The following is a 26,818-nucleotide window of genomic DNA, read 5'->3' as shown; positions in this document are numbered from 1 at the left end:
ACAATATATCAGGCAAGCCTTACCTAACAAGCCTGGCGCGTAGTTGGTGCACCCCCTTCGCCCCCGGCACCTCCACCCACGAGTAGGACAGATAGCTCACCACCAGGCTCAACAGCACCGTCAGGGTGAGGGCGGGGACGAAGTGGGCGTCGAAAAGCCCTACCCCCAAGATTGGGAACACGAAGTAGAGCACCGCCACGTGCCACAGGAACAGCGAGTACGACCAGCGGCCCAGCAGTTGCGCCGGGCGGGTGCACAGGGCGGTGCCGTGCAGGCGCGGCGCGAGCGCGAACGGCACGATCCACAGCACTGCGAACAGCGCGCCGAGCAGCACCCGGACGTTGAACTCGGCGGCGCTCGGGTGCTCCAGCCCCGCAGGGCCCAGCACCCCGCCCGCCCACGCGACCGGCAACGACAACGCTGGGAAGACCCAGCGCAGCTCCGGCACCCGCAGCCGCCACGTGTGCCCGGCGCGCTCCGCCTCCGCGCACAGCAGGCCCACCGCGAACCACGGCGCGAAGGAGATCGGCCAGATCTGCAGGTTTAGCTCCCCCGGCGTCTGCTCGGGGGCGGGGATCAGGTGCGGCCAGACCAGGGCGGTCGCCACCGCCACCGCCAGCACCACGGCGCGGCCCCGGCGCCCGCACGCTAGGTAGGCGGGCAGGACCAGGTAGAACGCCACCTCGACACAGAGGGACCAGTGCTGGGTGAGGCCGTCGATAAGCCCGCCGGGGACGTAGAGCTGCGTAAGCGTCAGGTTGGCCAGAAGCGGGCCGGCGCGCACCCCCGCCCGTGGCGGCAACGTCACCACGATGATCGCCACGGACACCACGTACGCAGGCACAATGCGGGCGACGCGACGCCAGTAGTACTCGCGCGCCGGGCGGGGCTCGCCGCGCGCCAGCAAAAACGCCGACAGCGCGAAGAAGACGGCCACGAAGTAGTCGAAGCGCGCCAGCAGCGGCGAATCGGTGGCCGTCTGGAACGCCACGTGCGTCACCACAATGCCGAGCGCCGCGATACCGCGCAGGCCCGCCAGTTCCGGGAGTACGTTAATGTTTCTGATGTGGACATTGTAAGCAAACGGCGCCTGGGCATCTGCGCCGCCATCATCGCGGTGTGCGTGGCGCTGAACTTCCTGTCCCCGCTCATCATCAACCACCAGCGGGTGCTCGCCCCCACCGAAAGCACCCTCCTTTTCGACGGCCCCTCCGCCCTCACCCGCACCCTCCTCATCACGGAGGGTCCCTCGGAGGAGCACCCGAAGAAGAAGGCGCTGACCATGTCCGCCACCGTCCGCAACGAGGGCACCGTCATCGCCGAGGACTCCTTCGAGGTCAACCCGGCCTCCGCCTACCCCACCAGCGGGCGCCAGGGCCTCGGCTACGTCCTGCCGTACAACCCGGAGCGACGCTCCTATCCCTTCTACGACCCGCTTGCGGACCTCGTCGTCCCCCTGGACTACCTCGGCGCCGGCTGGGTCGCCGGCCTGGAAACTTACAAGTACACCGCCACCATCGACGTGCCCGAGTACCACGCCGAGCGAACCATCGACGTCGAGCGCCGCACCGGCCGCCTCCTCGACGAGTCGTGGACCATCACGCGCGGCCCCCTCAATGGCCTCTACGCACTCAGCGAAGAGAACAAGGCCACAGCGGCTTCCGCCGCACTTCACGACGTCCACATCCTCAAATCCCTCCAGGTCATGGCGTTCGTAACCCGCCTGGTGAGCGCGCTCGCGCTCTTCTACGCCTTCGTCCTACTGGTGCGGCGCCGCCGTGATTAAGGGGCGTCTGCTCTCCTGGCTGCTGTTCGCCTACGCGGCGGCCCTGGTCCTCGGCGTGACCTGGCCGTTCCTCGCGCCGGGCGAGGCGCTCGCGTACCGGGACATGCTCGTCCTGCCGGACATGGCGCTAACTCGCGCAGCCCTCGGCTTCGGGGACCTGCCAGCCCGCAACGTCCCCCAGGACGCGCTGCTCGCTGTCCTCCCCTTCCCGGTGCTGGCGGTGCGCGCGCTCGTGGTCGGCGCCGCCGCCGCTGCCGCGTGGGCGGGGTGGCAGATCGGCCGCGGCGGCTGGGGCCGGTTCGCGGCGATCACGGTCGCGGTGTGGAACCCGTTCGTCGTCGAGCGCCTGTTGCAGGGGCAGTGGTCGGTGGCGGTGGCCGCCTGGCTGCTGCCGCTGGTGGCACTTGGCGCGCGCGGCAGCATCGCTGCCCAGTGGGTTTGTTCGCTGACCCCCACCGGCGCCATCGCGGCTGCCCTCCACTCCAGGCGCTGGCTGTTCAGCGCCCTGACCTGCGCGCCCTGGATTGTCGCCGGTGCAGTTGCCGCTTTTAGCGGCGGACAGGGCACATCCTCGGCGCAGGCCGCCGCCATGTTCGCCCCGCGTGCGGAGGGGAGCGTCGGCACCCTCGGTGCACTGCTCGGCCTGGGCGGGATCTGGAACGCCCACGCCGTGCCCGCCTCCCGCACCTCGGGCTTCGCCGTCTTCGGCGTGCTGCTTTTTGCCGTGCTGTGCCTGGCGTGGCGCCACGTCCCGCGCCGCCTCCTCGTGCTGGCGGGCCTCGGGTTTGCACTGGCGCTCGCGTCGTGGGCAGGCTGGCTCACCCCCGTCATCCAGCACGTTCCCGGCGGCGGCCTCCTTCGCGACGCCCACAAACTCCTCATCCTCGCCATCCCCGCCTACGTCACCGCCGCCGGCAACCTCCCGGAGCTTCGCGCCCAGCTCGCGGGCAGTTTCGCCCTCCTCCAGCTTCTCGACGCCCCCTTCGCCCTCTCCGCCCTCACGCCAGTCCCGGCGTCTTCCCTCCCGATCCCGCACGTCGACGACCAGGGCCGCGACGTCTTCTTCGTCGACCGCCCCACCCTCGCCCTGCGTACCGATGGCACGGTGATCGTCGATCCCGCCCCCAAGATCATGAACGTTGTCGAGTCCGGCGCGCTACGCGTCGGCGACGTGCAGGTCGACCCACCGTCCCCGCGCTGGTCCGCCCTCAACGCCGACTTGGGCCGTGCCGCCTCGTTGGGCGTCGGCGTGGTGGTGTACCCGGATGGCCGCTCGGTGGACACGGGTGCCGCGCCCGTCGGCCTGCCGCCGCTTGGCCTCGGACTGTTCGGACTGTGGTGCACATCGCCCCTGATTGCGCTGCTGACCAGGCGCTTTAAATAGTTGGGGAACTCCCATTATTGGAGCATTTGCAGTATTCTTGCGCGTAGGTTAAAGTGAACTCCAGGTAAACAAGAGTTTAACAAGGAGCGTAACCATGCAGATTCAGTTCAACACCATCCAGAAGCGCGTACTTCGCAACATCCGCCACGACCTCCTCGAGGCCTGGACCCCACAATTCAGCGAAGCCGAAATCAACAACACTTTCGACACCGTCCTCGCCGAGCACTGCAGCACCGCAACCGTCGAAGACTTCATCCCCGTCCTCGTCGAAGCCGAGATGCTCAACCGCCTGCGCACAGACAGCCTCCTCGCGGCCGCCTAAACTCCGGCTCACTGATACTCAACGCGCTCTGTCCTACCCCATCCCCCTCCCTTCCATCTGCAAAAAGTTCCCGCGCCCTGCGTCCGGGAACTTTTTCGCGTCTCGGGGCCGCCCGCCTGCGTTCGGGACGTGTTTCCCCAGTTCACGTCGCTCGCCCGCTGAAAAAGTTCCCGCGTTCGGGAACCATTTAGCGTTTCGCGCCAGTTCCGGTCGACCAACCACATTGTTTCCCCAGGTCGCGACGTGTGACCACGAAGAAAGTTCCCCATCAAATGATTTCAGAGTCCTCCGCTCACCCACCCACTACTGCTACCGTTAATTCCGGTTCACGCTGATGTCCCTACACGGTGATGTGAGCGTGACCCCCTCTGTCGGTACGCGGTAAGCCCGCGCGTGGCGTGGATGAGGAAAAGCGGCATCAAGTGCAAAAATCAAAAGAACACGAACGCTGTAGGCGTTCGTGTTCTTACCTCAGCATGAAGGAATCGACTACAACTTCGATGGTGCTGCACGTGCAGCACTATAAACGACATCGGCCAAAGTAACCCATTGAATAGTCTTCAAGCTCTTCGCAGTCAAAGGTGTAGGTCCACTCTGAGGCTGAGCTGGTTAGGTGGTGTCGGAATCTGATTGGTGGAAGACGGTCAGCTGGTTGTGATCCCTTGACGGAGCTAGGAGTCCGCAACACTTATCTTTTAGCGTTGCTCTCGGTAAAAAATTGAAGATAGCTGGAGTGACACTGGTGATTAACTACCTTTCGAACAGTCGTATTACCGCTGGTCTTGGGGTGTCGTGGTGCACCGGTTGTATCCATTAGTGTCGCACACAAGTAGCCCGCGCCCAGCCCCGTGCTTAGCGAACATGCTTAGCGAAGATGTGTGATGTCTAGGGACTTTTTGGACACGGAGTCCAGGATGTTTTTGGACGGGATGTCTAGTGGCTTTTTGGACGGTTACGGCGGTGGAATAGCCGGATGGCTATTCCATTGCATAAACGTAGAAAGGTCGCAGATTTCGATCCCGTTCGTGACGGCAAGACGGTCACACAGTTTTGCAAAGAATTGGGGATCTCGCGACAGACGTACCACAACATCAAAAACCGGATAGCGCAGAAAGGCCGAGCAGGTATCGTGCCGGATTCGACTGCCCCGAAGAATCCGATGAAGAAATTTGACGAGGCCGACAAAATCGCAGTCATTCACGCCAGGCAACAGTTGATGGAACAAGGCTTGGATTATGGCCCTTGGTCGATCTACTACTTCTTGTTCGACTCTGTCGGTGCAGATCGCACCCCATCGCGGTCCACAATCGCCTCGTGGCTGTATGAGCTGGGATTTGTTGATGCCAATGCCCGCAAACGGCCGCGGAGTTCCTATAAGCGCTTCGCCCGTGATTTCGTCGGTGAACTCTGGCAAATCGATGGACTGGTCTATCGCCTCTTCGACCATGCCCACACGCATGTCACGATTTACCAGATCATCGATGATGCCAGCAGATTTGATGTCGGAACCACAGCATTCGCTCTACCGGAAAACGGTACTGATGCGCGCGCTACGCTGGCCGCAGCGTTCGCCGCCTACGGCAAACCCCAAGAAATCCTTTCTGACAATGGCGATGCGTTCGCCACCTACCACCGGGGTTTTCTCTCTGCTACTGAAACTTGGCTCGCCAGCCAAGGCGTACTTGCTATTGCTGGTTTCGCACCGACAACCCAGGGAAAAGACGAGCGATCTCACCGTACGTTGACCCAGTTCCTCGATGCACGCCACCCAGCAAGCCTTGCTGAGGTCAACACCTATCTGGCCGAATATCGCCAGGTATACAACGAACAACGACGGCACCAATCACTGCTGGTCGGCAAGATGCATATCACACCACGCCAGGCTTTCGATACCTTCCCCAAGGCACCGTCGCCTACGCATCCACTCGATCCTGATCAAATCTGGGCCCGCGTAGTTGCCTATAACCAAGCACACAATCCTCAAGCTATATCCAAAATGCCAAACGGCCCCGTGGAAGCGGCAACTTCACACGAGGCCAACACCGATGACATGGCAGCTCAGCAAGGCATACCTCCCACCGACACCTCCACACTAACGGCGCCGACGCCACAATCAACAAACCATTGGGGCATCCCAGACCAGCTCTGCGTGAGCAAAGACGGCGTTGTACGCGTATGCGGTTTCGGGCTCTACATTGGTCTGAGGTTTAAAAACCGTCGGCTCTACTCGACAGTCGCAGTCGATAATGTTGCGGAGTTCTACACGGCCCATGATGGTGAATTCCTCTTCAGCGTGCCCCTTCCGATCACGTTGAGCCACAGGCCGCCAGGTGGTCAGATCAACATTAACCTCGTCGAAGGAATGAAACATCGCCAACCACCGCGGATGAACCCGAAATTATCCAAGCCCCGGCCGAAACGCAGGCTGCAACCGTAAGCCGCTAGAAGTGCCCAAGAACACCATGGATTCCGTGTCCAAAAAGACACCGGACTCCGTGTCCAAAAACCCTATGGACATAGCATGCTTAGCGAAGATGCTCCTGCGCTACAGCGGATAATCTTCTCGGAGAAGTCACCCCCTAGAAGCCCATGAGAGATAGCTGTCATTATAAACAAAGCAGACAGCTAGACCTACAGGCCAAATAAGAGCCATCAGCCCGGAATAGGGAAACTCCACGTGCAGCGCACCGACGATAGGTACCACGAAGACAGGAAAGAAGTACAGAAAGGTTTCCTGCAAGAACTCTCGAACTGGGCGTTGGGGAAAAAGGTGAACCGATCGCCATACTGCAACACCTGTCACCGCGAATCCGACGAGGCCAACACTAGTAGGCAAGGCACCGTCTCGACTAAGAAAGGTATAGAAGCAGTAGTATAAGGCCAAACCCGTAAAGATCAAGGTGAAGCAAGCTTTTACCTTATTTTCCCGCGTAACCTTAGCCATTACGAACAACCTCTTAAATAATGTTCAGGACTCACTCCAATGGAAGGGGCCAAACAAACACCATACCGGAATCTGGTGCGCACCCTGCCCACTCCGGACTCCCGAAACCACTCAAAGCGTGCGCTTAGAAGCGTGCGATGCAGGTCGCGCTTTCTCACCCCGCCCGGCCGATTTGTGGCGACCAGCATCGCACTCCATTAACACCTCGACCGGAGCGAAACCAGAGCGAAACCGAACCGAAACCGAACCGAAGCCAAAGCCGAAACCGCCACCAACCCCAACACCCACCAACCTGCTATCGTGGTGCGCAGGCTACTCAGCGAGCACCAGCCCGACCGGTTTCCTCGGGCGCAATTGGAAACCACCCAAACCTGTAACCCGGTGGCTTTCCGGGTCCCTGTGATTGATCCCTAAGCCTGCACAAGGTACACGGGTACAGTGCACATGAGAATTGGGAACTACCACGGTGCTGGGGGTGGCCGCCTATTTTTTGAAGGAGGATGCGATGTTGTTGGCAGAGGCGCTGGCGAAGCGGGCGCAGGCACAGGATCGGCTGAATGAGTTGGAGCGTCGTTTGACGCGGAATGCGCGGATCCAGGAGGGGGATACCCCGGTGGAGGATTCGGAGGTGTTGTTGAAGGAGTCGGCGTCGGTGCTGCAGAGCATTGAGACGCTGGTGCGCCGGATTAACCACACGAATGCGTCGACGCCGTTTGAGGGGGACGCGACGTTGACGGATGCGATTGCGCGTCGGGATGCGTTTTTGCGCGCTCGGAAGTTTTATAGTGCGGTGGCGGATGCGGCGTCGGCACGCGCGGATCGGTATTCGGCCTCCGAGGTGCGGTATGTGTCCACGGTGGATGTGGGGCAGTTGCACGCGATGGCGGATAAGGCGGCGAAGGAGTACCGGGAGCTGGATACGAAGATTCAGCAGTTGAACTGGTCGACGGAGCTGCTCTAAAGAGAGTCAATGAACTGGGTGAACTTGCGCCCAGTTTCCGCCCACGAGTAGGTCCCGGCGCGCTGTTGCGCCTGGGTGCCGAGGGTGTGGCGGAGGGGGGCGTCGTCAAGAAGGTGGGCGACTTCGGTGACGAACTCGGCGCGCGTTTCCACGAGCAGGCCGGTTTCCCCGTGCTGCACTGAGTCGGCAAGGCCGCCTGCCGTCATGTAGCCGATGGTGGGGACGGCGTGTTGGGCGGCTTCGATGACGGCGATGCCCCAGCCTTCTTTGGCGCTGGGCATGAGGTGGAGTTGCGCGCGAGCGAGCAGGGCGTGTTTGTGGTCGTCGGCGACGTGGCCGTGGAAGATGACGCGCTCGCCTGCAAGGTCGCCGGCGTAGTCGCGGAGTTGGTCTTCCCACCAGCCGGAGCCGATCACGTCGAGCACCACGTTGTCGAGGGCAGCGACGGCGTCGATGGCGTGCTCGATCTGCTTGTGTGGCACGAGCCGGGAGAGGGTGACCACGTGGGTGCGGCCGTCGTCGGCGAGGGTGGGCAGTTCGGCGGGCACTGGGTCCACTCCGTTTTCGATGATGCGGATCGCCGCCGGGTCCACCCCGAGCGCCTCCAGGTCGCGTTTCGAGGCCTGCGAGACCGTCACATACGGCGCCCAGCGATACACCCGCGGCGCCACCTTGGATTCCAGCCACCACCCGAACCGCCCGATGATCGGCCCAGCCACCGGCCACTGTTCCTTGTGGCAGTGGTGGGTGAGCAGCACGGTCGTGGCCCGCGAGTAGAGGCGTGCGAAGAAGGGGATGCCGTTTTGGGTGTCCACGATGACGTCGGGCCGGTGCCGCCACGCGGCGAACGGCGCGAGCAAGTAGACGCTGTATTTGCCGCCGGCGCGCTCGAAGCGGATGCCGTTTCGACGGGTAATGCGCGGGGCGTCGGTGTGTTTCGCGGTACGGTAGATCACCTGGTGGCCGGCGGCCGCGAGTGCTTCGCCGACGCGTTCCAGGTACGCCTCGGAGCCGCCACCTTGCGGGTGGGTGGAGTCGCGCCAACACATCAGCAGTATCTTCATTGTCATGTACCGTACCCGCCGCCTGGCCACGTTGGCACGTTCGTTGCGCTTGTTGGGCTCGTTTCGCTATGAGCAGTTCCGCCCTCGCATCTTTTACGAGGGGTTGGCCCGCGACACCTACCAGCTTCTCGACGCCCTCTCCGCCGACCTCACCTCCACCCCTCTGCGGGGCAAGTCAGTGTTAGACGTGGGTGGCGGGCCGGGCTATTTCGCCGAGGCCTTCGCGGACACGTTCTATGTGGGCGTGGAGCCGAGCGTCTCCGAGCTGTCCGCCGCCGGCATCAGTGGCTACGGCTCCGTTCGCGGCGACGGCACCGCCCTCCCCTTCGCCACGGACTCCTTCGACGTGGTGTACTCCTCCAACGTTGCCGAGCACATCCCGGATTGGCAGACGATGGCGGAGGAGATGTTGCGGGTGGCCAAGCCCGACGGCCTGGTGGTGTTGAGTTATACGGTGTGGTTGGGCCCATTCGGCGGCCACGAGACCGGCCTGTGGCAGCACTACGTGGGTGGCGAGTTCGCCAGGCGTTGCTACGTGGCCGCCCACGGCCACGAGCCGAAGAACAAGTGGGGCGAGTCCCTCTTCGCCGTCTCCGCCAAGGAAGGCCTGGCGTGGGCGGAATCGACCGGCAGGCTCCTCGCTGCATTCCCGCGCTACCACCCGCGCTGGGCTTGGTGGCTCACGCGGGTGCCCCTGCTTCGCGAGTTTGCGGTTTCTAACCTCGTCGTCGTGCTGCGCGGGTAGGATCAGCAACTATGAAACTCCCGATCCAATTCCAAGCCCCGTCCATTTTCGCAGCCGTGTTGGCGGTGGTCTCCATCGTGGTGGCCGTCGTGATGGGCGAAACCAACTCGAAAGCGCCCGTCGTGCAGCCTCGTGGCGAGCAGTCAGTCATCCAGGTGGTTACCGAAGACGGCAAGTCAGCGGGCGTATGCGCACTCGGTGGTCTGCGCCAGGAAAAGGTGCACTACACCGACAAGAACTCCGTCTACTACTGGAAGCTCGAGCCGGGGGAGGAACGCATCGACGCATCCTGCCCGAGTATTGGGGCCCTGTCCTCCGGAAAGACACGGCTGGAAGGCCACGCGCAGGTCAGTAACTTTGAGAAGCCACAGGTTGTCACAATCACTGTCCGCTAAGTTCGCATAAGCAAAGGCCCGCCACACGGCGGGCCTTTTACCTTAGAGGCTTACTCTGATTTACTTCGCGGCGTTAACGCGCTCCTCGAGCTTGTCCAGCTGCTCGAAGATTTCCTTCGGAACGCGGTCGCCGAGACCAGCGAAGTATTCGCGGGCATCCGCGACGTCGCCTTCCCACAGCTTCGGATCCGGGTAGAGGGCTTCCTTGACGTCCTCGATTGGCTCGTCGAGGCCCTCCAGGTCCAGGTCTTCTGCGCGGGCGGTGTAGCCGACCACGGTCTCGTCTGCGCCGACGCGGCCTTCGATGCGGTCCACGATCCACTTCAGGACGCGGGAGTTCTCGCCGAAGCCTGGCCACAGGTAGCGGCCGTCCTCGCCGCGGCGGAACCAGTTCACCAGGAAGATCGCCGGCATGCGGTCCCCGCCTTCGCGGCCCATGTCGATCCAGTGCTGGAAGTAGTCACCGACGTTGTAGCCGATGAACGGCAGCATGGCCATCGGGTCGTGGCGCAGAGAGCCAACCTTCGCCTCTGCGGAGGCTGCGGTTTGGCCGGAGGAGAGCATCGCACCGATCATGGTGCCGTGCTCCCAGTCGTGCGCCTGGGTGACCAGCGGCACGGTGTCCGGGCGGCGTCCGCCGAAGAGGATGGCGTCGACCTTGACGCCCTTCCAGTCGTCGTACTCCGGTGCTGCGGTTGGGCACTGTGCGATCGGGGTGCAGTAGCGGGAGTTCGGGTGGGCGGCCTTCTCGCCGGACTCTGGGGTCCAGTCGTTGCCGTGCCAGTCCACGAGGTGTGCTGGGGCGTCGCCGTCCATGCCTTCCCACCAGACGTCGCCGTCGTCGGTGAGGCCGACGTTCGTGAACAGGGTGTTGCCCGGCTCCATCGTCTTCATGGCGATTGGGTTGGACTTGTAGTTCGTGCCAGGTGCAACACCGAAGAAGCCGTTTTCTGGGTTGACGGCGTAGAGGCCGTCCTCACGCAGGTGCATCCAGGCGATGTCGTCGCCGACGACCTCGGAGGTCCAGCCCTCGAGGGACGGGGTGAGCATTGCCAGGTTGGTCTTGCCACACGCGGACGGGAATGCGCCGGTGATGTGGTACACCTTGCCCTCTGGGGAGGTGAGCTTCAGGATGAGCATGTGCTCAGCCATCCAGCCTTCTTCCTTCGCCATGACGGAGGCGATACGCAGGGCGAAGCACTTCTTCGCCAGGATTGCGTTGCCGCCGTAGCCGGAGCCGTAGGACCAGATTTCCTTGGTCTCTGGGAACTGGGAGATGTACTTCGTCTCGTTGCACGGCCACGCGACGTCTTCCTGGCCTGGCTCGAGCGGCGCGCCGACGGAGTGCAGGCACGGCACGAACTTGTCGCCCTCAATCTTGTCCAGTGCCTCCTGGCCCATGCGGGTCATCACACGCATGGACATGACCACGTATGCGGAGTCAGTGAGCTGGACGCCCAGCTTCGGGTCTGGGTCGCTGATTGGGCCCATGCAGAACGGCACGACGTACATGGTGCGACCCTTCATGGAGCCGCTGAAGTGCTCGCGCATCTCAGCCTTCAGCTCGGCTGGGTCACGCCAGTTGTTGGTTGGGCCTGCGCCGTCCTCGTCTTCGGTGGCGATGAAGGTGCGAGACTCAACACGTGCGACGTCGGAAGGGTTCGAACGTGCAAGGAAGGAGTTCGGGCGCTTCTCCTCGTTGAGCTTGATCAGCGTGCCCTTCTCCACCAGCTCGGCTGCGAGGCGGTCCCACTCTTCCTGGGATCCGTCCGCGAAAACCACCTTGTCCGGGTCAAAGAGGTCGACAGCGTCGTTGATCCAAGCAATGAGCTGCTCATTGTCGGTTGGTACGTTGCCTTCGATGCGCTTCACGGCAGTGGTCATAATCTCTCCTGGTCAAAATAGACAAACCTCTAGGTCCCAAGCCTATCGAAATCGCGGTTACGCTGGTCCGTCTCCAGCTTTTCGACGCCCACCCCGGTCATAACCAGTGACATACTTCATAGATGTAACCAAGAGTGAGCATGTAAATGTGCCCCGAAAAGGGGTGTGCCCGAACGGTGGAGCGTCGATAAATATTGGCCGTACGCAGCGAAAACAACATTCTTTCACCGTGCAAACCCGTAAATAAACGTGACCGGACCCATATTCACCCCATTCCGGGGGCAATTGGGGGAATTGCATTTCACCACACTGTGTGGACAATGAACACGATGAACATGTCTGAGAATCCACGCCCTGGCATGGGCGAACTGCCCCACGGGCGGCCCCCACAAACCGAATTTGATACTGGCCTGGACTACCCGCGCCTCGGCTCGGTGACGTTCCGTCGTGGCACGCTGACGGACAACCAGGAGGCGCTCTTCGACGAGCACTGGCCGCGCCTGGGGCAGATGCTCAGCGACACCCCCATCGACATCGACGAATGGTTCGGCCGCACGGGCCACCCGACGATCCTCGAAATCGGCTCCGGCACCGGCACCTCCACCGCGGCGATGGCCCCGCTGGAGGCGGACACCAACGTGATTGCGGTCGAGCTGTACAAGCCGGGCCTGGCGAAGCTGCTCGGCTCCGTGGTGCGTGGCGAGATCGAGAACATCCGCATGGTGCGCGGCGACGGCGTCGAGGTGCTGGCCCGCATGTTCGGCGAGGAAAGCCTCGACGGCGTGCGCATCTTCTTCCCGGACCCGTGGCCAAAGGCCCGCCACCACAAGCGCCGCATTATTCAGTCGGGCACGCTGAACCTGATCGCGACGCGCCTGAAGAAAGGCGGCGTGCTGCACGTGGCCACCGACCACGCCGACTACGCCGAGTGGATCGACGAACTCGTCAACGTGGAACCCATGCTGGAATACAAGGGTTGGCCGTGGCCAGAGGCGCCGTTGCTGACAGACCGACAGGTCATCACTAAATTCGAGGGGAAAGGGTTAGAAAAAGACCACACAATCCGCGAATACCTCTGGGAGAAGAAGTAAACCATGCAGGACCTGCAGGACAAGACGCACCCCTACACGCCAGGCGCAGAGCCAGGTCCCGACACCTACCTGCTCGTCTGGGACGCACCGAACCTTGACATGGGGCTCGGCGCGATCCTCGGCGGGAGGCCCTCCGGGGCGCAGCGGCCGCGTTTCGACGCCCTCGGCCACTGGCTGATCGGGCTCGCGGCGAAGGCCTCGCAGGACACCGGCTCCACCATCGAGCCGGAAGCCACCGTGTTTACCAACGTCGCCTCCCACAACGCAGAATCGATCCGCCCGTGGGTGGACGCGCTGCGCAACGTGGGTTTCGCGGTCTTCGCAAAACCGAAGACTGCTGAGGATTCGGACGTCGATCAGGACATGCTCACCCACATCCGCCGCCGCCTCGACGAGGGCGTGCTGCGCGGCGTCGTCGTCGCGTCTGCCGACGGCCAGAACTTCCAGGAGCCGCTCGAGCAGCTCGCGGAAGACGGCCTGCCCGTGACCGTCATCGGGTTCCACGAGCACGCCGCGTGGGCCGTCGACTCCCCACTGCTGCGCTTCGTGGACCTCGAGGACATCCCGAACGTATTCCTGGAGCCGCTGCCGCGCATCAACCTGGAATCCCTGCCGGACGGTGGCGCATGGCTGCAGCCATTCCGCCCACTGACCTCGTTGCTGCACAACACCAAGGAAAAGTAGGAGCTGGCCGTGTTTTACAGGTGGGGACATTTCGCGTACCGGCAGCGCAAGGTGCTGCCAATCGTGGTCATCGCGGTGATCGTGGTGCTGCAGGTGCTCTTCGGCTCCAAGCTGGGCGAACGCCTCTCGCAGGAAGGCTGGGAGGACCCCCGCGCGGACTCCACCACGGCGGCCACCATCGAGAACGACACCTTCGGCCGCGACAACGCCGGTGACGTCATCCTGCTTGTCCGCGCCCCACAAGGCGTAGCCGACCCCGCCGTATTCAACGAGGCCAACCGACAAATCGAGGCCTTAAAAACCCAGTTCCCGGACCAGATCGACCACATCACCAGCTACTTCTCCGCGCCGAACCAGCAGCAGATCACCGAGGACGGCACCGCCGCCTTCGCCGCGATCGGCCTGGCCGGCGACGGCGAACAGACGCTGAAAGACTTCCGCACCATCCAGCCGGCGCTCAACGACATCACGCTGCCCGGGGACGCCACCGTGCAGATCGCCGGCGCCACTGCCGTCGCGGACGCGCTGGACACCGGCATGGCCAACGACATCGCCCGCGCCGAGAAAGTCGGCCTGGTGTTCGTGGCCATCATCTTGCTGTTCGTCTTCGGTGGCGTGGTCGCCGCGGCAATGCCGCTGATCGTGGGCATCCTGTCCATCATCGGCTCCCTGTCGCTGCTGTCCATCCTGGCGCAGTTCCAGCAGGTCAACATCTTTTCCCAGTCGATTATTACGCTGCTCGGCCTGGGCCTGGCCATCGACTACGGCCTGTTCATGGTTTCCCGCTTCCGCGAAGAACTCGACCGCGGCGTGAGCACCGAGGAGGCTGTCGCCGCCACCACGACCACCGCCGGCAAGACCGTGTTCTTCTCCGCACTGATGGTTGGTGTGGCGCTTTCCGGCCTGCTCATGTTCCCGCAGGCCTTCCTCAAGTCCGTGGCCTACGGCGCAATTAGCGCTGTGATGCTCGCCGCGGTCATCTCCGTGACCATGCTGCCGGCGCTGTTCGGCATGCTGGGGGCGAACATCGATAAGTGGTCGGTGCGGCGGACGTCGCGGAGGGGACGTCGAATAGACGACACCGTGTGGTACCGCCTTCCGGCGTGGGCGATGCGCAACTCGAAGAAAGTCGTCGTCGGCGCGACCGGCGCACTGCTGCTGCTCACCGTGCCAATGGTCGGCATCACCTTCGGCGGCATCAACGAAAGCTACCTGCCGCCCAACCAGGAGACACGGCAGGCGCAGGACGCCTTCAACGAAGAGTTTCCCGCGTTCCGCACCGACCCGATCAAGCTCGTGGTCACCAACGCGACCAACGAACAGCTCGTGGACGTGGTCCTGCAGTCCCGTGAAGTCACCGGCCTAGCCAAGCCGCTCTCCCCATCCCAGGCGACGAAGGACGGCACCACGGTGCTCTCCGCACCACTTGCGGACCGCAACGGCGGCCAGGCAGTCGTGGACCAGCTGCGCGCCATCGAGGCGCCAGAAGGCGTCGGCGTCTACATCGCGGGCACCCCGGCCATGGAAGTCGAATCCATCGAGGCCCTCTTGGAGCGGCTGCCCTGGATGGCGCTCTACATGGTGCTGGCCACGTTCCTGCTGATGGCGCTACTGTTCGGGTCGCTGATTCTGCCAGCGAAGGCCGTCATCATGAACGTGCTCGGCATCGGCGCCACCCTCGGGTTCCTCACCCTCGTCTTCGTTGACGGCGTCGGCTCCGACCTGCTCAACTTCACTCCAGGCCCGCTCATGAGCCCGGTGCTGGTCCTCATCATCGCGATCCTTTACGGTCTGTCCACCGACTACGAAGTCTTCCTGGTCTCCCGCATGGTCGAGGCCCGCCACAATCGCGCCACCACCGACCAGTCCATCAAGTACGGCACGGCGCACACCGGCGGCATCATCACCGCGGCCGCCGCCATCATGATCGTGGTCGCCGCCGCTTTCGCCATGAGCGACATCGTCATGATGAAGTACATCGCGTTCGGCATGATCGTCTCCCTGGCCCTCGACGCCACCATCATCCGCCTGCTCATCGTGCCCTCCGTCATGCACCTGTTGCGCGAAGACAACTGGTGGGCACCACGCTGGGTCAAGCGCGCCTACCGCAGCCTCGGCGAAGGCTCCAGCTCCGTCCCACTTATCGACGCCCCCTCCGACCCCACCCACACCCCCGTCGACGAAGCGATCGCCCTCGACCCCTCCCCCGCCCGCGCGGGCCGTACCGTCAACGAGGACGCCGACCTTGTCCCCTTCACGGAATTGATGCAGGAACTCGAAGCCCGCCGGGCGCTCGAGCAGCTCAAGAAGCGTGAACTTGAACGCTAAGTGGCTGCGCTGGACAGCACCCGTCGTCATCCTGATTGTCGGCCTGGTGCTGTTTCGCGACCGCCTCCCCTTCCTCGGCGAAGCCTGGACCACGCTACGCCGCGTCCACCCGCTGCCGCTGATCGGGGCCGTCGCCACCGCCTTTGGCGCCATCGCCGCCATGGCCGCCGTGATGCTCGTGCTCCTGAACATCGAGGGGCGCATCGCCGACCTACGTAATTGCATCAACATCACGCTCGCCTCTAACGCCTGGTCCACCACCGTCCCCGGCGGCCCGGCGCTTTCCGCGTGGCTGACCTTCCGCGTCCACCAGTCCTGGGGTGCGACCACCGGCCTGTGCGCCTGGTTCTTCGTCGTCTCCGGGGCGCTATCCACTGTGTGGATGGCGCTCATCGGCATCAGCGCCGTCGTGTTTATGGGCGCCCGCCTCTCCGTGTGGGCCCTGGCCGGGTCGCTCGCGGGCACCGCCGCCGTAGTCGGTGGCCTCTACTGGGCCACCCGCAACCCCGCCGTGCTGAAACGCTGGCTACGCTTCCTGCCCGCCCGCGTCGCCACCAAAGCCAGCGGCGTCGTCGACCAAGTCGCCGCCATCCAAATGTCACGCCGCCGCTTCACCGCAGCCGCCGCATTCTCCCTGCTCAACCAGGTCCTCGACCTGGCCGTGCTCTACTTCTGCGCCTGGTCCGTCCTGGGCGCTGCCCCAGGTTTCGACCCCGGCCTCAACCAAACCTCCGCGATGGGCATCACCCTCGCGTTCATCATGACCAAACTCGCCGGCGCCGCCCAAGTCACGCCCGGCGGCGTGGGCACCGTGGAGGCCATCCTCGCCGGCTCCCTGGTCACCGTCGGCCTCACCCTTGTCGACGCCACCGCCGTCACCGTCCTCTACCGCCTCATCTCCTTCGCCCTCATCACCGCCATCGGCTGGGTCGTCCACACGGCGGAGTACGCCGGGCGCGGCTACATGCTAGGCAAGGCGTGAGTTCGGTCCCATCGCCGCCGAAACCCAAATGTGAGTAATAGGATTGTAGTATTCCCCGTTTCGCAACTGTTTTCGAGGATTACTACAATCCTCTTACTACACTTTGCGGTTTTACCGGTGTTAGCAGGAAGCAGACGCAAATCTGTTCACAAAATCGCTAAGCAGGTTTTGCGGCACCTACCAGCGGCCTACCGACGCAACCAGGCACCGGGTTAGACTGTCTGGCATGATCAAAAAACCGTACGCAATTGCTGCTGACTACGTTGCCATCGCCGCGTTCGCGCTGCTCGCGCGCATCGCGCACCAGACCGAAGAGATGCCGCTGAACTTCTTCGGCTGGTTGGAAACCTTCCTGCCGTTCGCGACTGGGCTGGGGCTGGCGTGGCTGGCCACCCGCAAGGATAAGGGGTGGCTGATCTGGCTCATCACGATCGTGGTCGGCCTGATCATCTGGGGCTTCTACCGCCACAAGCTGCCGCACTACTCGTTCGTCATCGTGGCGAGCAGCATGTCGGCGCTGCTCATGCTGGGGTGGCGCGGGACAGCGAAACTTGTCCTGAAGCGGCGTTAGCTCGACAGCCAACCCATGTTTGCGAGGAAGTCGCCGCCCTGAAGGGCGTAGACCATCCACACGAGGTGGTTGATGATGTCTCCGGCGATGTCGAGTGCAGAGGAAAGCATGAAATTCTTCTCCTTTGAGTGTTAGAGCGGGCTGATGGTGTGCTTCTTCGGCAGGTCTTGCTCTTGTTTGGTGGCAAGTTGGCGAAGGGCGCGTCGTAACGAGATGCGGGTTTGGGACGGCTCGATCATTGAGTCGATGAACCCGCGCTCGGCGGCGACGTATGGGGAGGTCATGGTTTCGTCGTAGAAGTCCATGAACATCTTCTTCATCGCTTCGCGCTGGACGGGGTCCTCGATGGCGGCGAGCTGCTTGCCCTGGATCATCACGACCGCGGCGGAGGAGCCCATGACGGCGATCTGCGCGGTCGGCCAGGCGAGGTTGATGTCGCCGGTGAGGTTCTTGGACCCCATGACGGCGTAGGCGCCGCCGTACGCCTTGCGCACGATGAGGGTGACCTTCGGCACGGTGGCCTCCACGACGGCGAACGCTAGCTTGGCGCCGCGGTGGATGAGGCCCTCGCGCTCCTGGTCGACGCCGGGCAGGTAGCCGGGCGTGTCCACGACGAAGACGAGGGGGATGTTGTAGGCGTCGCAGGTGCGGATGAAGCGCGCGCCTTTGTCGGCGGCGTCGGCGTCGATGCACCCGGCCTGGTACATGGGGTTGTTGGCGACAAATCCGACGGTGCGGCCGTCGATGCGCCCGAAGGCGCAAATGAGGTTCTCGGCGTAGCCGGCTTGGATTTCGACGAGGTCCTCGTCGTCGCCGAGCTGCACGAGGAGGTCCATCATGTCGTAGCCGGCGTTGGTGTCGTCGGGCATGAAGGTGTCGAGGGCGGAGTCGTCGAGGTCGTCGTCCTCGGGGGCCCATTCGACGGGGGCTGGGTCGAAGGTGGACGTCGGCAGGTGGGCGAGGAGGTCGCGGACGTAGTCGAAGGCTTCTTCCTCGGAGCCGACGACGGCCTGGATATTGCCGGACTGCTCCTGCACGCGGGCGCCACCGAGTTCGGCGGAGGTGATGTCTTCGCCGGTGACTTCGCGGATGACGTTGGGGCCGGTGACGTACATTTCGGACTGGCCGTCGACGGCGACGACGAAGTCGGTGGTTACGGGCGCGTAGACGGCGCCGCCGGCGGATTTACCCAGCATGATGGAGATCTGCGGGCTGCGGCCGGACAGCGGGAGCTGGCGGCGTGCGATCTCGGAGTACATGGCCAGGGAGGTCACGGCGTCCTGGATGCGGGCGCCGCCGGAGTCCTGGATGCCGATGACGGGGCAGCCGATCTTGATGGCGAACTCCATGACCTCGACGACCTTGCGGCCGAAGGTCACGCCGACGGAACCGCCGTAGACGGTTTTGTCGTGGGCGTAGACGGCGACGGGGCGGCCGTCAACACGCCCGTAGCCGGTGACGACGCCGTCGGAGTAGACGGCTTTCTCGTCGCCGGGTGTGCGGGCCAGGGCGCCGATCTCAACGAAGGAGCCTTCGTCGAGAAGCGCGGCGATGCGCTGGCGCGGGGTGGTGTTCCCGGCGTCGTCGCGGCGCTTCCGCGAGCGCTCAGAACCGGGGTCCTGCGCTTTTTCTAGACGTGCACGCAGGTCAGCGAGCTTTTCTGCGCTAGTTGCCATTATCAATCCATTCGTTCATGTACTTGCCCACGATGCCAACCGCGGGCTCGTCAACTACTGCCAAATGGTCGCCCGGCAGATGGACGATCGTCAAATCCTTCACGATAGCGCCCCAGCCGCCGTCCTCGTCAATGTGGGCGTAGGCCGGCTCCAGGGTAATGGCGCCGTCGTGCATGCGCTCGGCGCGGAACAGCAGCACCGGCACCTGCACGTCCGCCCAACGGGCGAAGTCGAGGCGGTTGAGGATCTGGTTATCGACGAACGACGCGCGCTGGTGCTCCAGCACCCCGGCGGCGAGCCCGTGCTCGGAGGCGTCAGTGGTGGCGAGGAACTCCGCCAGCATGTTGAGCACCGCGTCCTCCCCGGCCGACTCCAGCAGGTCGAAGGGCACCGGGAAGTCCAGCCCGTAGGTGTCCTTGGCGAACTTGGCGTAGCGCTCCCAACGCGCCTTGGTCTCCTCCGGGGTGTCGGGGGCGGGCTCTGACGGCTGGGTGGTGTCCAGCAGCGCGATGTAGGCGATGCGGTCGTTGCCCAGCTGGTGCGCCACCTCGTAGGCGAGTGCGCCGCCGAAAGACCAGCCAGCGAGCACGACCTTACCCTCGGGCGCGATGCGGTTGATGTCTTCCACGTAGGCGGCGGCGCGCTCTTCGAGGGTGCCCTCGAGTCGCTCGACGCCGTACACCGCGACGTCATCTTCTAATCGACGAGCCAACGGCTGGTACACCGCACTGGACCCGCCGGCCGGGTGGAACACGAACACGGGCGGCTTGGTGGTGTGTTCTGGTTGCTGCAGCACGCGGATATTGCCCTCGACCTCGGTCTCGAGACCCTCGCGCACGATGTCGGCGAGCGGCTCGAGCGTCTCCGCGTCCTTGACCTGCTCGGCGGTCACAGTGATGCCGGAACGCTCGCTCAGGTGGTTGGCGATGGCTTCGGCCTGCGCGTCGTCGATGGTGGGCAGTTCGGAGGTCACTCCGGCTGCTGCGGTGCCGGTGAACTTGGCCCACGCGCCGAAAACCATGCGCTCCGAGGCGTCGCGCGGTGCGACGCCCACACCCTGGGCACCCTCAGGCTTCTCGGCGGGCTCGGCGGCAGCAGCATCGGCGGGCTCAGCGGGCTGGGCGGCAGCCTCAGCGGCCTCCGACTGCACCCCGGCGACCGCGTCCTCGACGATGCGGATGACGTCGGCGACGGAAGCGTCGCGAAGCGTTTGTACCGGCAGCGGCGGGATCTGGAAGTCGTTCTCCACGCGGTTCTTGATGCGCATGCCCATCAGCGAGTCCAGGCCGAGGTCGATGAGCGGTAGCTCGTCGGGGAGGTCCTCGGCGTCGTAGCCCATGGACTCGGACACGATGGAGCGCAGGCGCTGGGCGACGGACTCGCCGGAGTTCGGGTCCCAGCGGATGGCGTCGACGTCGGCGAGCTCGTCCGCGACTGGCGCGCCTTCACCAGCAGCCTCAGCCACTGCGGCAGGAGCAGCTGCGGTTGAGTCCTCCTCAACAGCGCCGCCAAGGTTGAGTGCGGTAGCGAAGCCCTCCGCCAGCAGGGTGTCCTCGTGGAAGACCTTCACGCTCACCCCGCCGAGCGAGGTCGCCGCGATCGTGGTCACGTCACCCTCGGCAGGAAGTACGTCGTGGTCCTCGTAGGCCACCACCCGGGAGCCGGGCAGGACTTCGGCGGCGACGGCGTCGATAATCTGGTGCGGGCTAAACAGCGTGTCCGCGGCCGTCGAGTACGCGACCTGACCCTCCGGCAGGCGCACCTTCGCGCCGAGCAGCGAGGTGTGCGCGGACGCGGGGCGCGCATCGGTCCAGAACTCGGAGCGCTTGAACTGGGTCAGTGGGGCGTCGATACGCGGGCCGCGGCCGTAGAACGCTGTGAAGTCGACGGCGGTGCCGGTGACGTAGAGCTTCGCGGCGAGGTCCAGGATGGACTCCACCTCGTCGACCTTGCGCTTGCAGGTAAACAGCAGCTGCGCGTCCGGCTTGCCCGAGGCGAACGCGGTATTCATCAGGCCCATGATCGCCACCGGGTTTGGCGCGACCTCCACGAGCGTGGTGTAGCCCTCGGCGAACGCGGTCTCGGTGGCCTGCTGGATGTAGACCGGCTGACGCGTCATGCGCAGGAAGTATTCGTCGGTGTGCACAACCTGGCCCGGCTGGTACACCACCCGCTCGTCAACGCTGCTCAGCAGAGGGATCCGCAGTGGGTGGGCCTCAATCCCGGCGATCTGCGCGGCCAGGTCACCCAGGATCGGGTCGAGCGCACTCGTGTGCCCGGCGCCGCGCACGCGCATCAGTCGCGCGAACTTGCCTTCGCCTTCCAGCTTCTCGACGAGCCCCTTCACCGCACCAACGGGGCCGCCCACGGTGAGCATGCCAGGGCCGGCGAACACAGCTGCTTCGACGCCCGTGCCCTCCAATTGATCGGCACTCAATTCGACGACGGCCATAGCGCCCTCGGCGTCGGTGTCGGCGGTGAGCGCTTCGCCCTCGCCCATCAGGCGGGCGCGGTGGCACGCGATCACCATCGCGTCCTTTGCGCTGATGCCGCCGGAGGCGTAGCCCGCGGCGATCTCGCCCATGGACATGCCCATCACGGCTGCCGGGCGGATACCGGCGGCGTCCAGCATGTCGGTCAGCGCGATCTGGTACGCGGTCACCGCGACCTGGCCGGTTTCGGTGTCGTAGGTCAGGCCGTCGTCCTCGATGATTTCGATGATGGACCAGCCGGCCTCGAACTGGACGATTGAGTCCAGCTCACGCATCCGCTGCGCGAACAACGGCGAAAACTCCATGAGCTGCTTGGCCATCTTGCGGTGCTGGGAGCCGAAGCCGGAATAGACGAAGACCGGGCCGAGCGCGTTCGGCGAATCCGCCACGGCGATCCCGGGACCGATTTTGCCCTCGGCGACCTGGCGCAGCCTCTTTACTGCCTCCTCGGTCGTGGCGGCAGTGACTACCGCGGCGGAACGGCCGTGGTTACGCAGCGCCAACGAACGCGCAAGAGGAATAAGGTCGGCGTCCGGGCGTCCCTCGAGCGCGTCGGCCAGCTCGGCTGCCGCGGACTTGCGCCGCGAGGTCAACAGGCCACTGACGGGCAGGACGGCCGCTGATACACCGGTGAGCGCCTCGGGGCACTGCGGCGCTGCCTCGTAGTCTGCGGGATCGAACTCCTTGACCACGACGTGCGCGTTCGTGCCGCCGAAGCCGAAGCCGGAGACACCCGCCACGCGACGGCCGGAGTACTGCGGCCACTCGCGCGGGTCCTCGACGACCTCGAGGTTGTTGGCGTCGAAGTCGACGTAGCGGTTCGGGCCCGCGAAGTTCGCCATGGCCGGGATCGTGTCGTGCTGCAGGGCCTGGACGACCTTGATCAGCGCGGCCACGCCCGCGGCGGACTCCGAGTGGCCGATATTCGACTTCGCCGAGCCGAGCAGCAGCGGCTGGCCAGCCTCGCGTCCGGCACCGCAGACCTGGCCCAGCGCGGTGGCCTCAATCGGGTCGCCGAGGATGGTGCCGGTGCCGTGGGCCTCCACGAGGTCGACGGTGCGCGGGTCCACGCCCGCGTCGGCGTACGCCTGTTGCAGCACATCCACCTGGGCCTCCGGGTTCGGGGCGGTCAGGCCGTTGGAGTGGCCGTCCGAATTGGTGGCGCTGCCCTTGATCACGGCGAGGATGTCGTCGCCGTCGGCGATGGCGTCCTCCACGCGCTTGAGCACGATGAACCCGGCCGCTTCCGAGCGAACGATGCCGTCCGCGTCATCAGAGAATGCGTGGATCTTCCCGGAGGGCGAAATCACGCCCAGCTCCGAGAACATCAGGGAAGCAAACGGGTTGGCCAGGATGTTCACGCCGCCGGCGAGGGCGACGTCGGCTTCACCCTCGCGAAGGGCGCGCACCGCGTGGTGCACCGACACCAGCGAGGAAGAGCAGGCCGTGTCCACGTTCATGGACGGCCCGCGGAAGTCGAAGGCGTAGGAGATCCGGTTCGGGATCACCGCGCTGGACGCGCCGGTCAGCGCGTACGGGTGCGCCTGCGCCGGGTCAGCGCCCATGAGCATGCCGTAGTCGTTATTCGAGGAACCGACGAACACGCCCACGCGCTGCCCACGCAGCGAGTCGGCGGGGATGTGGGCGTCCTCAAGCGCCTCCCAGGCGACCTCCAGCATGATGCGCTGCTGCGGATCGATATTCTTCGCCTCCAGCGGGGACAGGCCAAAGAACTCGTTGTCGAAGGCGGCGATGTCGTCGAGGTAACCGCCGTCGGTGGCTTCCTCGCGCATCTTGGTGCGCAGGAACGGGTCCGAGTTGTACTCGGACCAGCGGCCCTCCGGCAGCGGGCCGGTCGTGACCTCGCCTGCGGCGAGCAGCTCCCAGTACTCGTCCACGTTATTCGCGCCCGGGAACCGCCCGGCCGTGCCGACGATGGCGATGTCGTGACCCTTCGCCTCCACGTCGCGGCCGGTGGCGACGACGTTCGACGCCGCCGGGGCGTCAGCGGTCAGCGCGTGGGCCAAGGCAGCGATCGTCGGGTACTGGTAGGCCACGGTGGGGTCAATGCGTCGGCCCAGTAGCTTCTCCAGTTCCCCGGAGAGAACCACTGCGTCGCGGGACGAGAGCCCGTAGGACTCAAACGGGGTGGTCGCGTCAACGCTTTCCACACCGGTCGTCTCCGCAACCCACTGTTGCAGCCACTGGATCAATGCATTCTCACTCATAGCATCCAACCCTATCGGTCGTGCCTTTCTTTTCGTTATCAGCCTTGGTAGTTCTTCGCGTTGACCTGGCGCGCAATCTTGCCTGAGGAGGAACGCGCGATCTCGTTCGGCGCGTAGAAGCGGATGTCCGACGGCGCCAGCCCGTGCTTCGCGGTCACGGCGGAGCGGATCGCGGCGATGGCGTCGGCGTCGCCTTCCGGGGTCGCAGTCTCGGCGCGCTCGACAAGCAACACCAGCTTTTCGACGTCCTCCCCCGGCACCGCAAACGCCGCCACCGAATCCTTGCGCACATGTTCGCTGGCCTCCATGACGGTGGCCTCGATGTCCTGCGGGTAGTGGTTGCGTCCTGCGACGACGATGAGGTCCTTGACGCGACCGGTGATGTAGAGGTGGCCGTCGAGAAGCGTGCCGAGGTCCCCTGTTGCCAGCCAGCCGTCCTTCGGCAGGCCTTCCTGGAGCGTGGCGCCGATGGTGTTGCCGAAGGTGTCGGCGGTGTCGCGCGCGCGGTCCTGGTAGCCGAGGGCGATGTTCGGGCCGTGTGCCCACAGCTCGCCGATGGTGCCAGGCGCGACCTCGTCGTGGGTCTGCGGGTCGACGACGGCGAAGTGCATCCATGACACCGGCTGGCCGTTGGAGGCCATCACAACGCCGCCATCTGTCTCTACCGCAAGCCCCTCGGTGAGCTTGTCACGGTCGAGGGTGACGAACTTGGGGCGGTCCGGGGTCTGCGGGGTGGAAACGAGCAGGGTCGCCTCCGCGAGCCCGTAGGAGGGGCGCATCGCTTTGCGGTCCAGGTTGAAGCCCTCGTAGGCCGCAATGAAGCTGTCGACGCTCGGCTTCGTCACCGGCTCAGAACCGATGACGAGGGCGTCGAGGACGGACAGGTCCAGGTCCTGCGGCGCGTGCCCGACGGCACGAGCGCACAGCTCGAGCGCGAAGTTGGGCGCCGCGGTGAAGACGTGGATGTCCTCCGGGTCGCTCTCGCAGCGACCGAGGCGTTCCACCCAGCGCATCGGCTGCTGGATGAAGTCACGCGGGGTGAATAGCTCGAACTCGCTGCCAAGGATGATCAGCATCATCGAGATGATGATGCCCATGTCGTGGTGCAGTGGCAGCCAGCACGGCACGCGCATCGGCTGTTCCAGCTTCGCCGCCGTATAGATCTGGATGACGTTAGACACGATGGACTCGTTGGTGAGCATCACGCCTGCCGGGTTGCGGGTGGAGCCGGAGGTGTACTGCAGGAAGGACACATGGTCCGTCGTATCGACGTCCCCCTCCACCTGTCCGGCCACCCAGCTGGCAGCGAGTGTATCCGGCAGCGCGTCGACCGCGATGATGCGCGGGCGCTCCTTGCCCGGCAGCTCCGCGAAGAAGGCGCGCACTGCTGGTGCGCCCTGCTTGTTAGTGAGTACCACGTTGGCCTCGGCGTCGGCGAGGACGGCGCGCAGGTGGCCTTCGTGGCCTGGCTCGGTCGGGTCGTAGAGCGGCACCGGGATCTGGCCAGCGTACATGGCACCCATGAATCCGAAGATGTACTCAGGGCAGTTGCCCGCCAGGATGGCCACGCGGTCCCCCGGTGCGCCGATCTGCTGCAGGCGCGCCGCTACCGACTTGATCCGCGTGTTCACTTCCGCGCGCGTGAACGTACGCAGCGCCCCGTCCGGGTCCGCGGAGTAGTCCCACGAGCGGATATTGATGGTGTCTGTCGCACCGGCCTGTGCCGCCGCCCCGTAGAGCATCTCGGTCAGGGCCGGGATGGTGAAGTTCGGCGGGAGTTTGATCTGGCCGGTCTCGTCAATAAACCGCTGAATCAGTGCTTGGAGATCCATGGGCACTCCTTGTAGTCAGGTCCTAGAATCTAGTTAGTTTCTAGAAAGAATCAATTACGGACATTGCCCAATCTACAGCCCATTGCGGCGTAGTGGTACCCGGAATCACATCCGGGTTCGAGGCATACATCGCGTGATTGCCGTTAGCCAGCAACAACGCAGCCGCGCGATCCACAGCATTTCCGACATTCTGCGGCGCGTCACAGATCGAATCGTTCGGCGCACAAATCTCGTACGCGCGATCAGCCACCTGTCCGAAACCGCCCGGCCGCGCGCCGGTCATCGTTGCGCCTGGCGTCGCCGCGCTCACAACCATCTGCAGTGGGCGCAGCGCAATCTCAGCGCCAACACCACGCAGTTCAACACCAGGGTTCACGCCGACGCCGTTCTCACGACGCCCGTCCGCAATCATCAACGAGCCCAGCAGGCGCTCCGGCGGCAACGCGTGCGTACCCGCGCCAATCTGGCTCGTAATATCGCCCGCAATCACCGCGCCCTGGGAGAAACCAGCCACGATGAACTTCGTCTTCGAGCACTGCTCCGCCACAAACGCGATCTCGCCGTTCGCGCGCGCCGTGCCCTCAGCACGGGAGTCGTCGTAGCTCATCTCGTTGCGGCCCTGCGGCGTCTGAATGTTCCGGAACTGCGCCGTGTACGGCACCGTGAACACGCGCACCTGGTCAATCGGGTAGCGCTCCTGCAGCGGGTTCGTAATCGACAGCATGAAGCTGTTCGGGTTCGCCTGCGGGGCGAAGGGGTCGTCGTCAATTGACGATTCCCACGTACCCGGAATCGAGACGAACTCCACCGAGGGGCACCAATCCGGCTCCTGGCGGGCCTCCGTCGAGGTGCCCGGCTCACCCGGCTCGACAACGCGCGGCCCATCCTGGTTCTTGAGCCACTGGAATACCCCGAGCCCAATCGCCGCGAGCACCACAATGACTGCAGCTACAACGCCTGCTCTGCGCATATTACTCCCTTACTTGCACAGCTTGGACTGCGCGGTTTCACCAATCAGCGCCGCCACGGCATTCGCATCCAAATCGGTGCGGCGCTGCTCTACCAGCTGCCCCGCAACCGCATCGCGCGTCACGGAGTCACCATTGCACACCGTCGCGCCCGTCGCCGTCAACTGATCCTCGACGCCCTTCACATTCACGCCGCTTTGCTGCAGCTGGTCAAGGAACGCCTGCTCTTTCGGGCTAAACGTCGGCGCCTGCTCCGGAATCGAGGTCACCTCACGCGCCGGCTGATCCGCCGGGCCCTGGTTTTTCGACGCCGGCTTCGCTCCCTCCGACGACGTCGCCTTTGCAGTGCCAGACGCCGACGACGTTGCCGTCGGCGGGGCCTGCGTCGCCGTTACGTCATCGCTTTCCACCGTCGTGCCACCGCAGGCCGCCAGGCCCAACGCGAGGCACAGGCTTGCGCTCGTCAGCAGTCGCTTCATCG

General features: G+C 64.5%; 20 protein-coding genes. 12 read left to right on the top strand and 8 right to left on the bottom strand.

Annotation, left to right across the window (positions count from 1 at the left end; translation table 11 throughout):
• Nucleotides 1-19 precede the first annotated feature (19 nt).
• Nucleotides 20-991: an acyltransferase gene (locus BJP05_RS01060; protein ID WP_240492777.1), complete on the bottom strand. Its 972-nt coding sequence runs from the start codon at nucleotides 989-991 to the stop codon at nucleotides 20-22.
• On the opposite strand from BJP05_RS01060, the gene BJP05_RS01055 reads away from it, so the two are divergent.
• From BJP05_RS01055 to BJP05_RS01030, 5 genes are all read left to right on the top strand, one after another.
• Nucleotides 992-1,786, top strand: coding sequence for a porin PorA family protein (locus tag BJP05_RS01055; RefSeq protein ID WP_240492776.1), 795 nt, complete (start codon nucleotides 992-994; stop codon nucleotides 1,784-1,786).
• A 319-nt stretch (nucleotides 1,787-2,105) separates the two neighbouring features.
• Nucleotides 2,106-3,170 carry a hypothetical protein gene (locus BJP05_RS01050; protein ID WP_145945221.1) on the top strand — a complete coding sequence of 355 codons (1,065 nt, stop codon included), beginning with the start codon at nucleotides 2,106-2,108 and terminating at the stop codon, nucleotides 3,168-3,170.
• A gap of 94 nt (nucleotides 3,171-3,264) precedes the next feature.
• Nucleotides 3,265-3,492, top strand: a complete 228-nt coding sequence (locus BJP05_RS01045; protein WP_070361790.1) for a three-helix bundle dimerization domain-containing protein — start codon at nucleotides 3,265-3,267, stop codon at nucleotides 3,490-3,492.
• A gap of 973 nt (nucleotides 3,493-4,465) precedes the next feature.
• On the top strand, nucleotides 4,466-5,929 hold the full coding sequence (locus BJP05_RS01040; RefSeq protein ID WP_070361651.1) for an integrase core domain-containing protein: 1,464 nt from the start codon (nucleotides 4,466-4,468) through the stop codon (nucleotides 5,927-5,929).
• Nucleotides 5,930-6,941: 1,012 nt separating this feature from the next.
• On the top strand, nucleotides 6,942-7,397 hold the full coding sequence (locus BJP05_RS01030) for a DIP1984 family protein (RefSeq protein ID WP_070363417.1): 456 nt from the start codon (nucleotides 6,942-6,944) through the stop codon (nucleotides 7,395-7,397).
• Here the strand turns inward: BJP05_RS01030 and BJP05_RS01025 are convergent.
• Entirely contained in the window at nucleotides 7,394-8,461 is a 1,068-nt protein-coding gene (locus BJP05_RS01025) for a glycosyltransferase family 4 protein (protein ID WP_070363418.1), read from the bottom strand. The genes BJP05_RS01030 and BJP05_RS01025 overlap by 4 nt on opposite strands.
• Nucleotides 8,462-8,465: 4 nt before the next feature.
• On the opposite strand from BJP05_RS01025, the gene BJP05_RS01020 reads away from it, so the two are divergent.
• A complete protein-coding gene (locus tag BJP05_RS01020) occupies nucleotides 8,466-9,206 on the top strand; it encodes a class I SAM-dependent methyltransferase (RefSeq protein ID WP_070361788.1) in 741 nt (246 codons plus the stop codon).
• An 11-nt stretch (nucleotides 9,207-9,217) separates the two neighbouring features.
• Nucleotides 9,218-9,601, top strand: a complete 384-nt coding sequence (locus BJP05_RS01015) for a hypothetical protein (RefSeq protein WP_070361787.1) — start codon at nucleotides 9,218-9,220, stop codon at nucleotides 9,599-9,601.
• A gap of 60 nt (nucleotides 9,602-9,661) precedes the next feature.
• On the opposite strand, the gene BJP05_RS01010 is transcribed toward BJP05_RS01015, so the two are convergent.
• The gene (locus tag BJP05_RS01010) at nucleotides 9,662-11,485 is read right to left on the bottom strand and encodes a phosphoenolpyruvate carboxykinase (GTP) (protein ID WP_083290995.1); all 1,824 of its coding nucleotides are present in this window, start codon (nucleotides 11,483-11,485) and stop codon (nucleotides 9,662-9,664) included.
• A gap of 329 nt (nucleotides 11,486-11,814) precedes the next feature.
• Between BJP05_RS01010 and trmB the strand changes: the two genes are divergently transcribed.
• The 5 genes from trmB to BJP05_RS00985 all read left to right on the top strand — a co-directional run bounded on the left by trmB (nucleotide 11,815) and on the right by BJP05_RS00985 (nucleotide 17,141).
• Entirely contained in the window at nucleotides 11,815-12,576 is a 762-nt protein-coding gene (gene trmB / locus BJP05_RS01005; protein WP_070361785.1) for a tRNA (guanosine(46)-N7)-methyltransferase TrmB, read from the top strand.
• A 3-nt stretch (nucleotides 12,577-12,579) separates the two neighbouring features.
• Entirely contained in the window at nucleotides 12,580-13,260 is a 681-nt protein-coding gene (locus BJP05_RS01000; RefSeq protein ID WP_070361784.1) for an NYN domain-containing protein, read from the top strand.
• 9 nt (nucleotides 13,261-13,269) lie between these two features.
• Nucleotides 13,270-15,588: an MMPL family transporter gene (locus tag BJP05_RS00995; protein ID WP_070361783.1), complete on the top strand. Its 2,319-nt coding sequence runs from the start codon at nucleotides 13,270-13,272 to the stop codon at nucleotides 15,586-15,588.
• Nucleotides 15,572-16,570 carry a lysylphosphatidylglycerol synthase transmembrane domain-containing protein gene (locus tag BJP05_RS00990; RefSeq protein ID WP_240492775.1) on the top strand — a complete coding sequence of 333 codons (999 nt, stop codon included), beginning with the start codon at nucleotides 15,572-15,574 and terminating at the stop codon, nucleotides 16,568-16,570. Before BJP05_RS00995 ends, BJP05_RS00990 begins: the two co-directional genes overlap by 17 nt.
• Nucleotides 16,571-16,796: 226 nt before the next feature.
• Nucleotides 16,797-17,141: a DUF3054 domain-containing protein gene (locus tag BJP05_RS00985; RefSeq protein ID WP_070361782.1), complete on the top strand. Its 345-nt coding sequence runs from the start codon at nucleotides 16,797-16,799 to the stop codon at nucleotides 17,139-17,141.
• Nucleotides 17,142-17,272: 131 nt separating this feature from the next.
• Here the strand turns inward: BJP05_RS00985 and BJP05_RS00980 are convergent, their stop codons facing one another.
• From BJP05_RS00980 to BJP05_RS00960, 5 genes are read right to left on the bottom strand one after another with little or no spacing between them, the layout of a single operon-like run.
• A complete protein-coding gene (locus BJP05_RS00980) occupies nucleotides 17,273-18,817 on the bottom strand; it encodes an acyl-CoA carboxylase subunit beta (protein ID WP_070361781.1) in 1,545 nt (514 codons plus the stop codon).
• Nucleotides 18,807-23,537 carry a polyketide synthase Pks13 gene (pks13, locus tag BJP05_RS00975; protein ID WP_070361780.1) on the bottom strand — a complete coding sequence of 1,577 codons (4,731 nt, stop codon included), beginning with the start codon at nucleotides 23,535-23,537 and terminating at the stop codon, nucleotides 18,807-18,809. Before pks13 ends, BJP05_RS00980 begins: the two co-directional genes overlap by 11 nt.
• Before the next feature lie 38 nt (nucleotides 23,538-23,575).
• Entirely contained in the window at nucleotides 23,576-25,369 is a 1,794-nt protein-coding gene (locus BJP05_RS00970; RefSeq protein ID WP_070361779.1) for a FadD32-like long-chain-fatty-acid--AMP ligase, read from the bottom strand.
• A 40-nt stretch (nucleotides 25,370-25,409) separates the two neighbouring features.
• Nucleotides 25,410-26,339 carry a cutinase family protein gene (locus BJP05_RS00965; protein ID WP_070361778.1) on the bottom strand — a complete coding sequence of 310 codons (930 nt, stop codon included), beginning with the start codon at nucleotides 26,337-26,339 and terminating at the stop codon, nucleotides 25,410-25,412.
• A gap of 9 nt (nucleotides 26,340-26,348) precedes the next feature.
• Nucleotides 26,349-26,816, bottom strand: coding sequence for a DUF732 domain-containing protein (locus tag BJP05_RS00960; protein WP_070361777.1), 468 nt, complete (start codon nucleotides 26,814-26,816; stop codon nucleotides 26,349-26,351).
• Between the last annotated feature and the right edge of the window lie 2 nt (nucleotides 26,817-26,818).

The sequence above is a fragment of the Corynebacterium sp. NML98-0116 genome, assembly GCF_001767255.1.
GTDB classification, from domain to species: Bacteria; Actinomycetota; Actinomycetes; order Mycobacteriales; family Mycobacteriaceae; genus Corynebacterium; species Corynebacterium pseudogenitalium.
Note: the sequence above shows the minus strand (reverse complement) of the source record. Positions and strands in the feature narration are given on the sequence as shown.

Excerpts from the sequence above, each read along its gene's own strand:
- BJP05_RS01045 (WP_070361790.1), top strand. The coding sequence starts at position 3,265 with ATGCAGATTCAGTTCAACACCATCCAGAAGCGCGTACTTCGCAACATC.
- BJP05_RS01040 (WP_070361651.1), top strand. The coding sequence starts at position 4,466 with ATGGCTATTCCATTGCATAAACGTAGAAAGGTCGCAGATTTCGATCCC.
- BJP05_RS01030 (WP_070363417.1), top strand. The coding sequence starts at position 6,942 with ATGTTGTTGGCAGAGGCGCTGGCGAAGCGGGCGCAGGCACAGGATCGG.
- BJP05_RS01025 (WP_070363418.1), bottom strand. The coding sequence starts at position 8,461 with ATGAAGATACTGCTGATGTGTTGGCGCGACTCCACCCACCCGCAAGGT.
- BJP05_RS01020 (WP_070361788.1), top strand. The coding sequence starts at position 8,466 with ATGTACCGTACCCGCCGCCTGGCCACGTTGGCACGTTCGTTGCGCTTG.
- BJP05_RS01015 (WP_070361787.1), top strand. The coding sequence starts at position 9,218 with ATGAAACTCCCGATCCAATTCCAAGCCCCGTCCATTTTCGCAGCCGTG.
- BJP05_RS01010 (WP_083290995.1), bottom strand. The coding sequence starts at position 11,485 with ATGACCACTGCCGTGAAGCGCATCGAAGGCAACGTACCAACCGACAAT.
- trmB (WP_070361785.1), top strand. The coding sequence starts at position 11,815 with ATGAACATGTCTGAGAATCCACGCCCTGGCATGGGCGAACTGCCCCAC.
- BJP05_RS01000 (WP_070361784.1), top strand. The coding sequence starts at position 12,580 with ATGCAGGACCTGCAGGACAAGACGCACCCCTACACGCCAGGCGCAGAG.
- BJP05_RS00985 (WP_070361782.1), top strand. The coding sequence starts at position 16,797 with ATGATCAAAAAACCGTACGCAATTGCTGCTGACTACGTTGCCATCGCC.
- BJP05_RS00980 (WP_070361781.1), bottom strand. The coding sequence starts at position 18,817 with ATGGCAACTAGCGCAGAAAAGCTCGCTGACCTGCGTGCACGTCTAGAA.
- pks13 (WP_070361780.1), bottom strand. The coding sequence starts at position 23,537 with ATGAGTGAGAATGCATTGATCCAGTGGCTGCAACAGTGGGTTGCGGAG.
- BJP05_RS00970 (WP_070361779.1), bottom strand. The coding sequence starts at position 25,369 with ATGGATCTCCAAGCACTGATTCAGCGGTTTATTGACGAGACCGGCCAG.
- BJP05_RS00965 (WP_070361778.1), bottom strand. The coding sequence starts at position 26,339 with ATGCGCAGAGCAGGCGTTGTAGCTGCAGTCATTGTGGTGCTCGCGGCG.
- BJP05_RS00960 (WP_070361777.1), bottom strand. The coding sequence starts at position 26,816 with ATGAAGCGACTGCTGACGAGCGCAAGCCTGTGCCTCGCGTTGGGCCTG.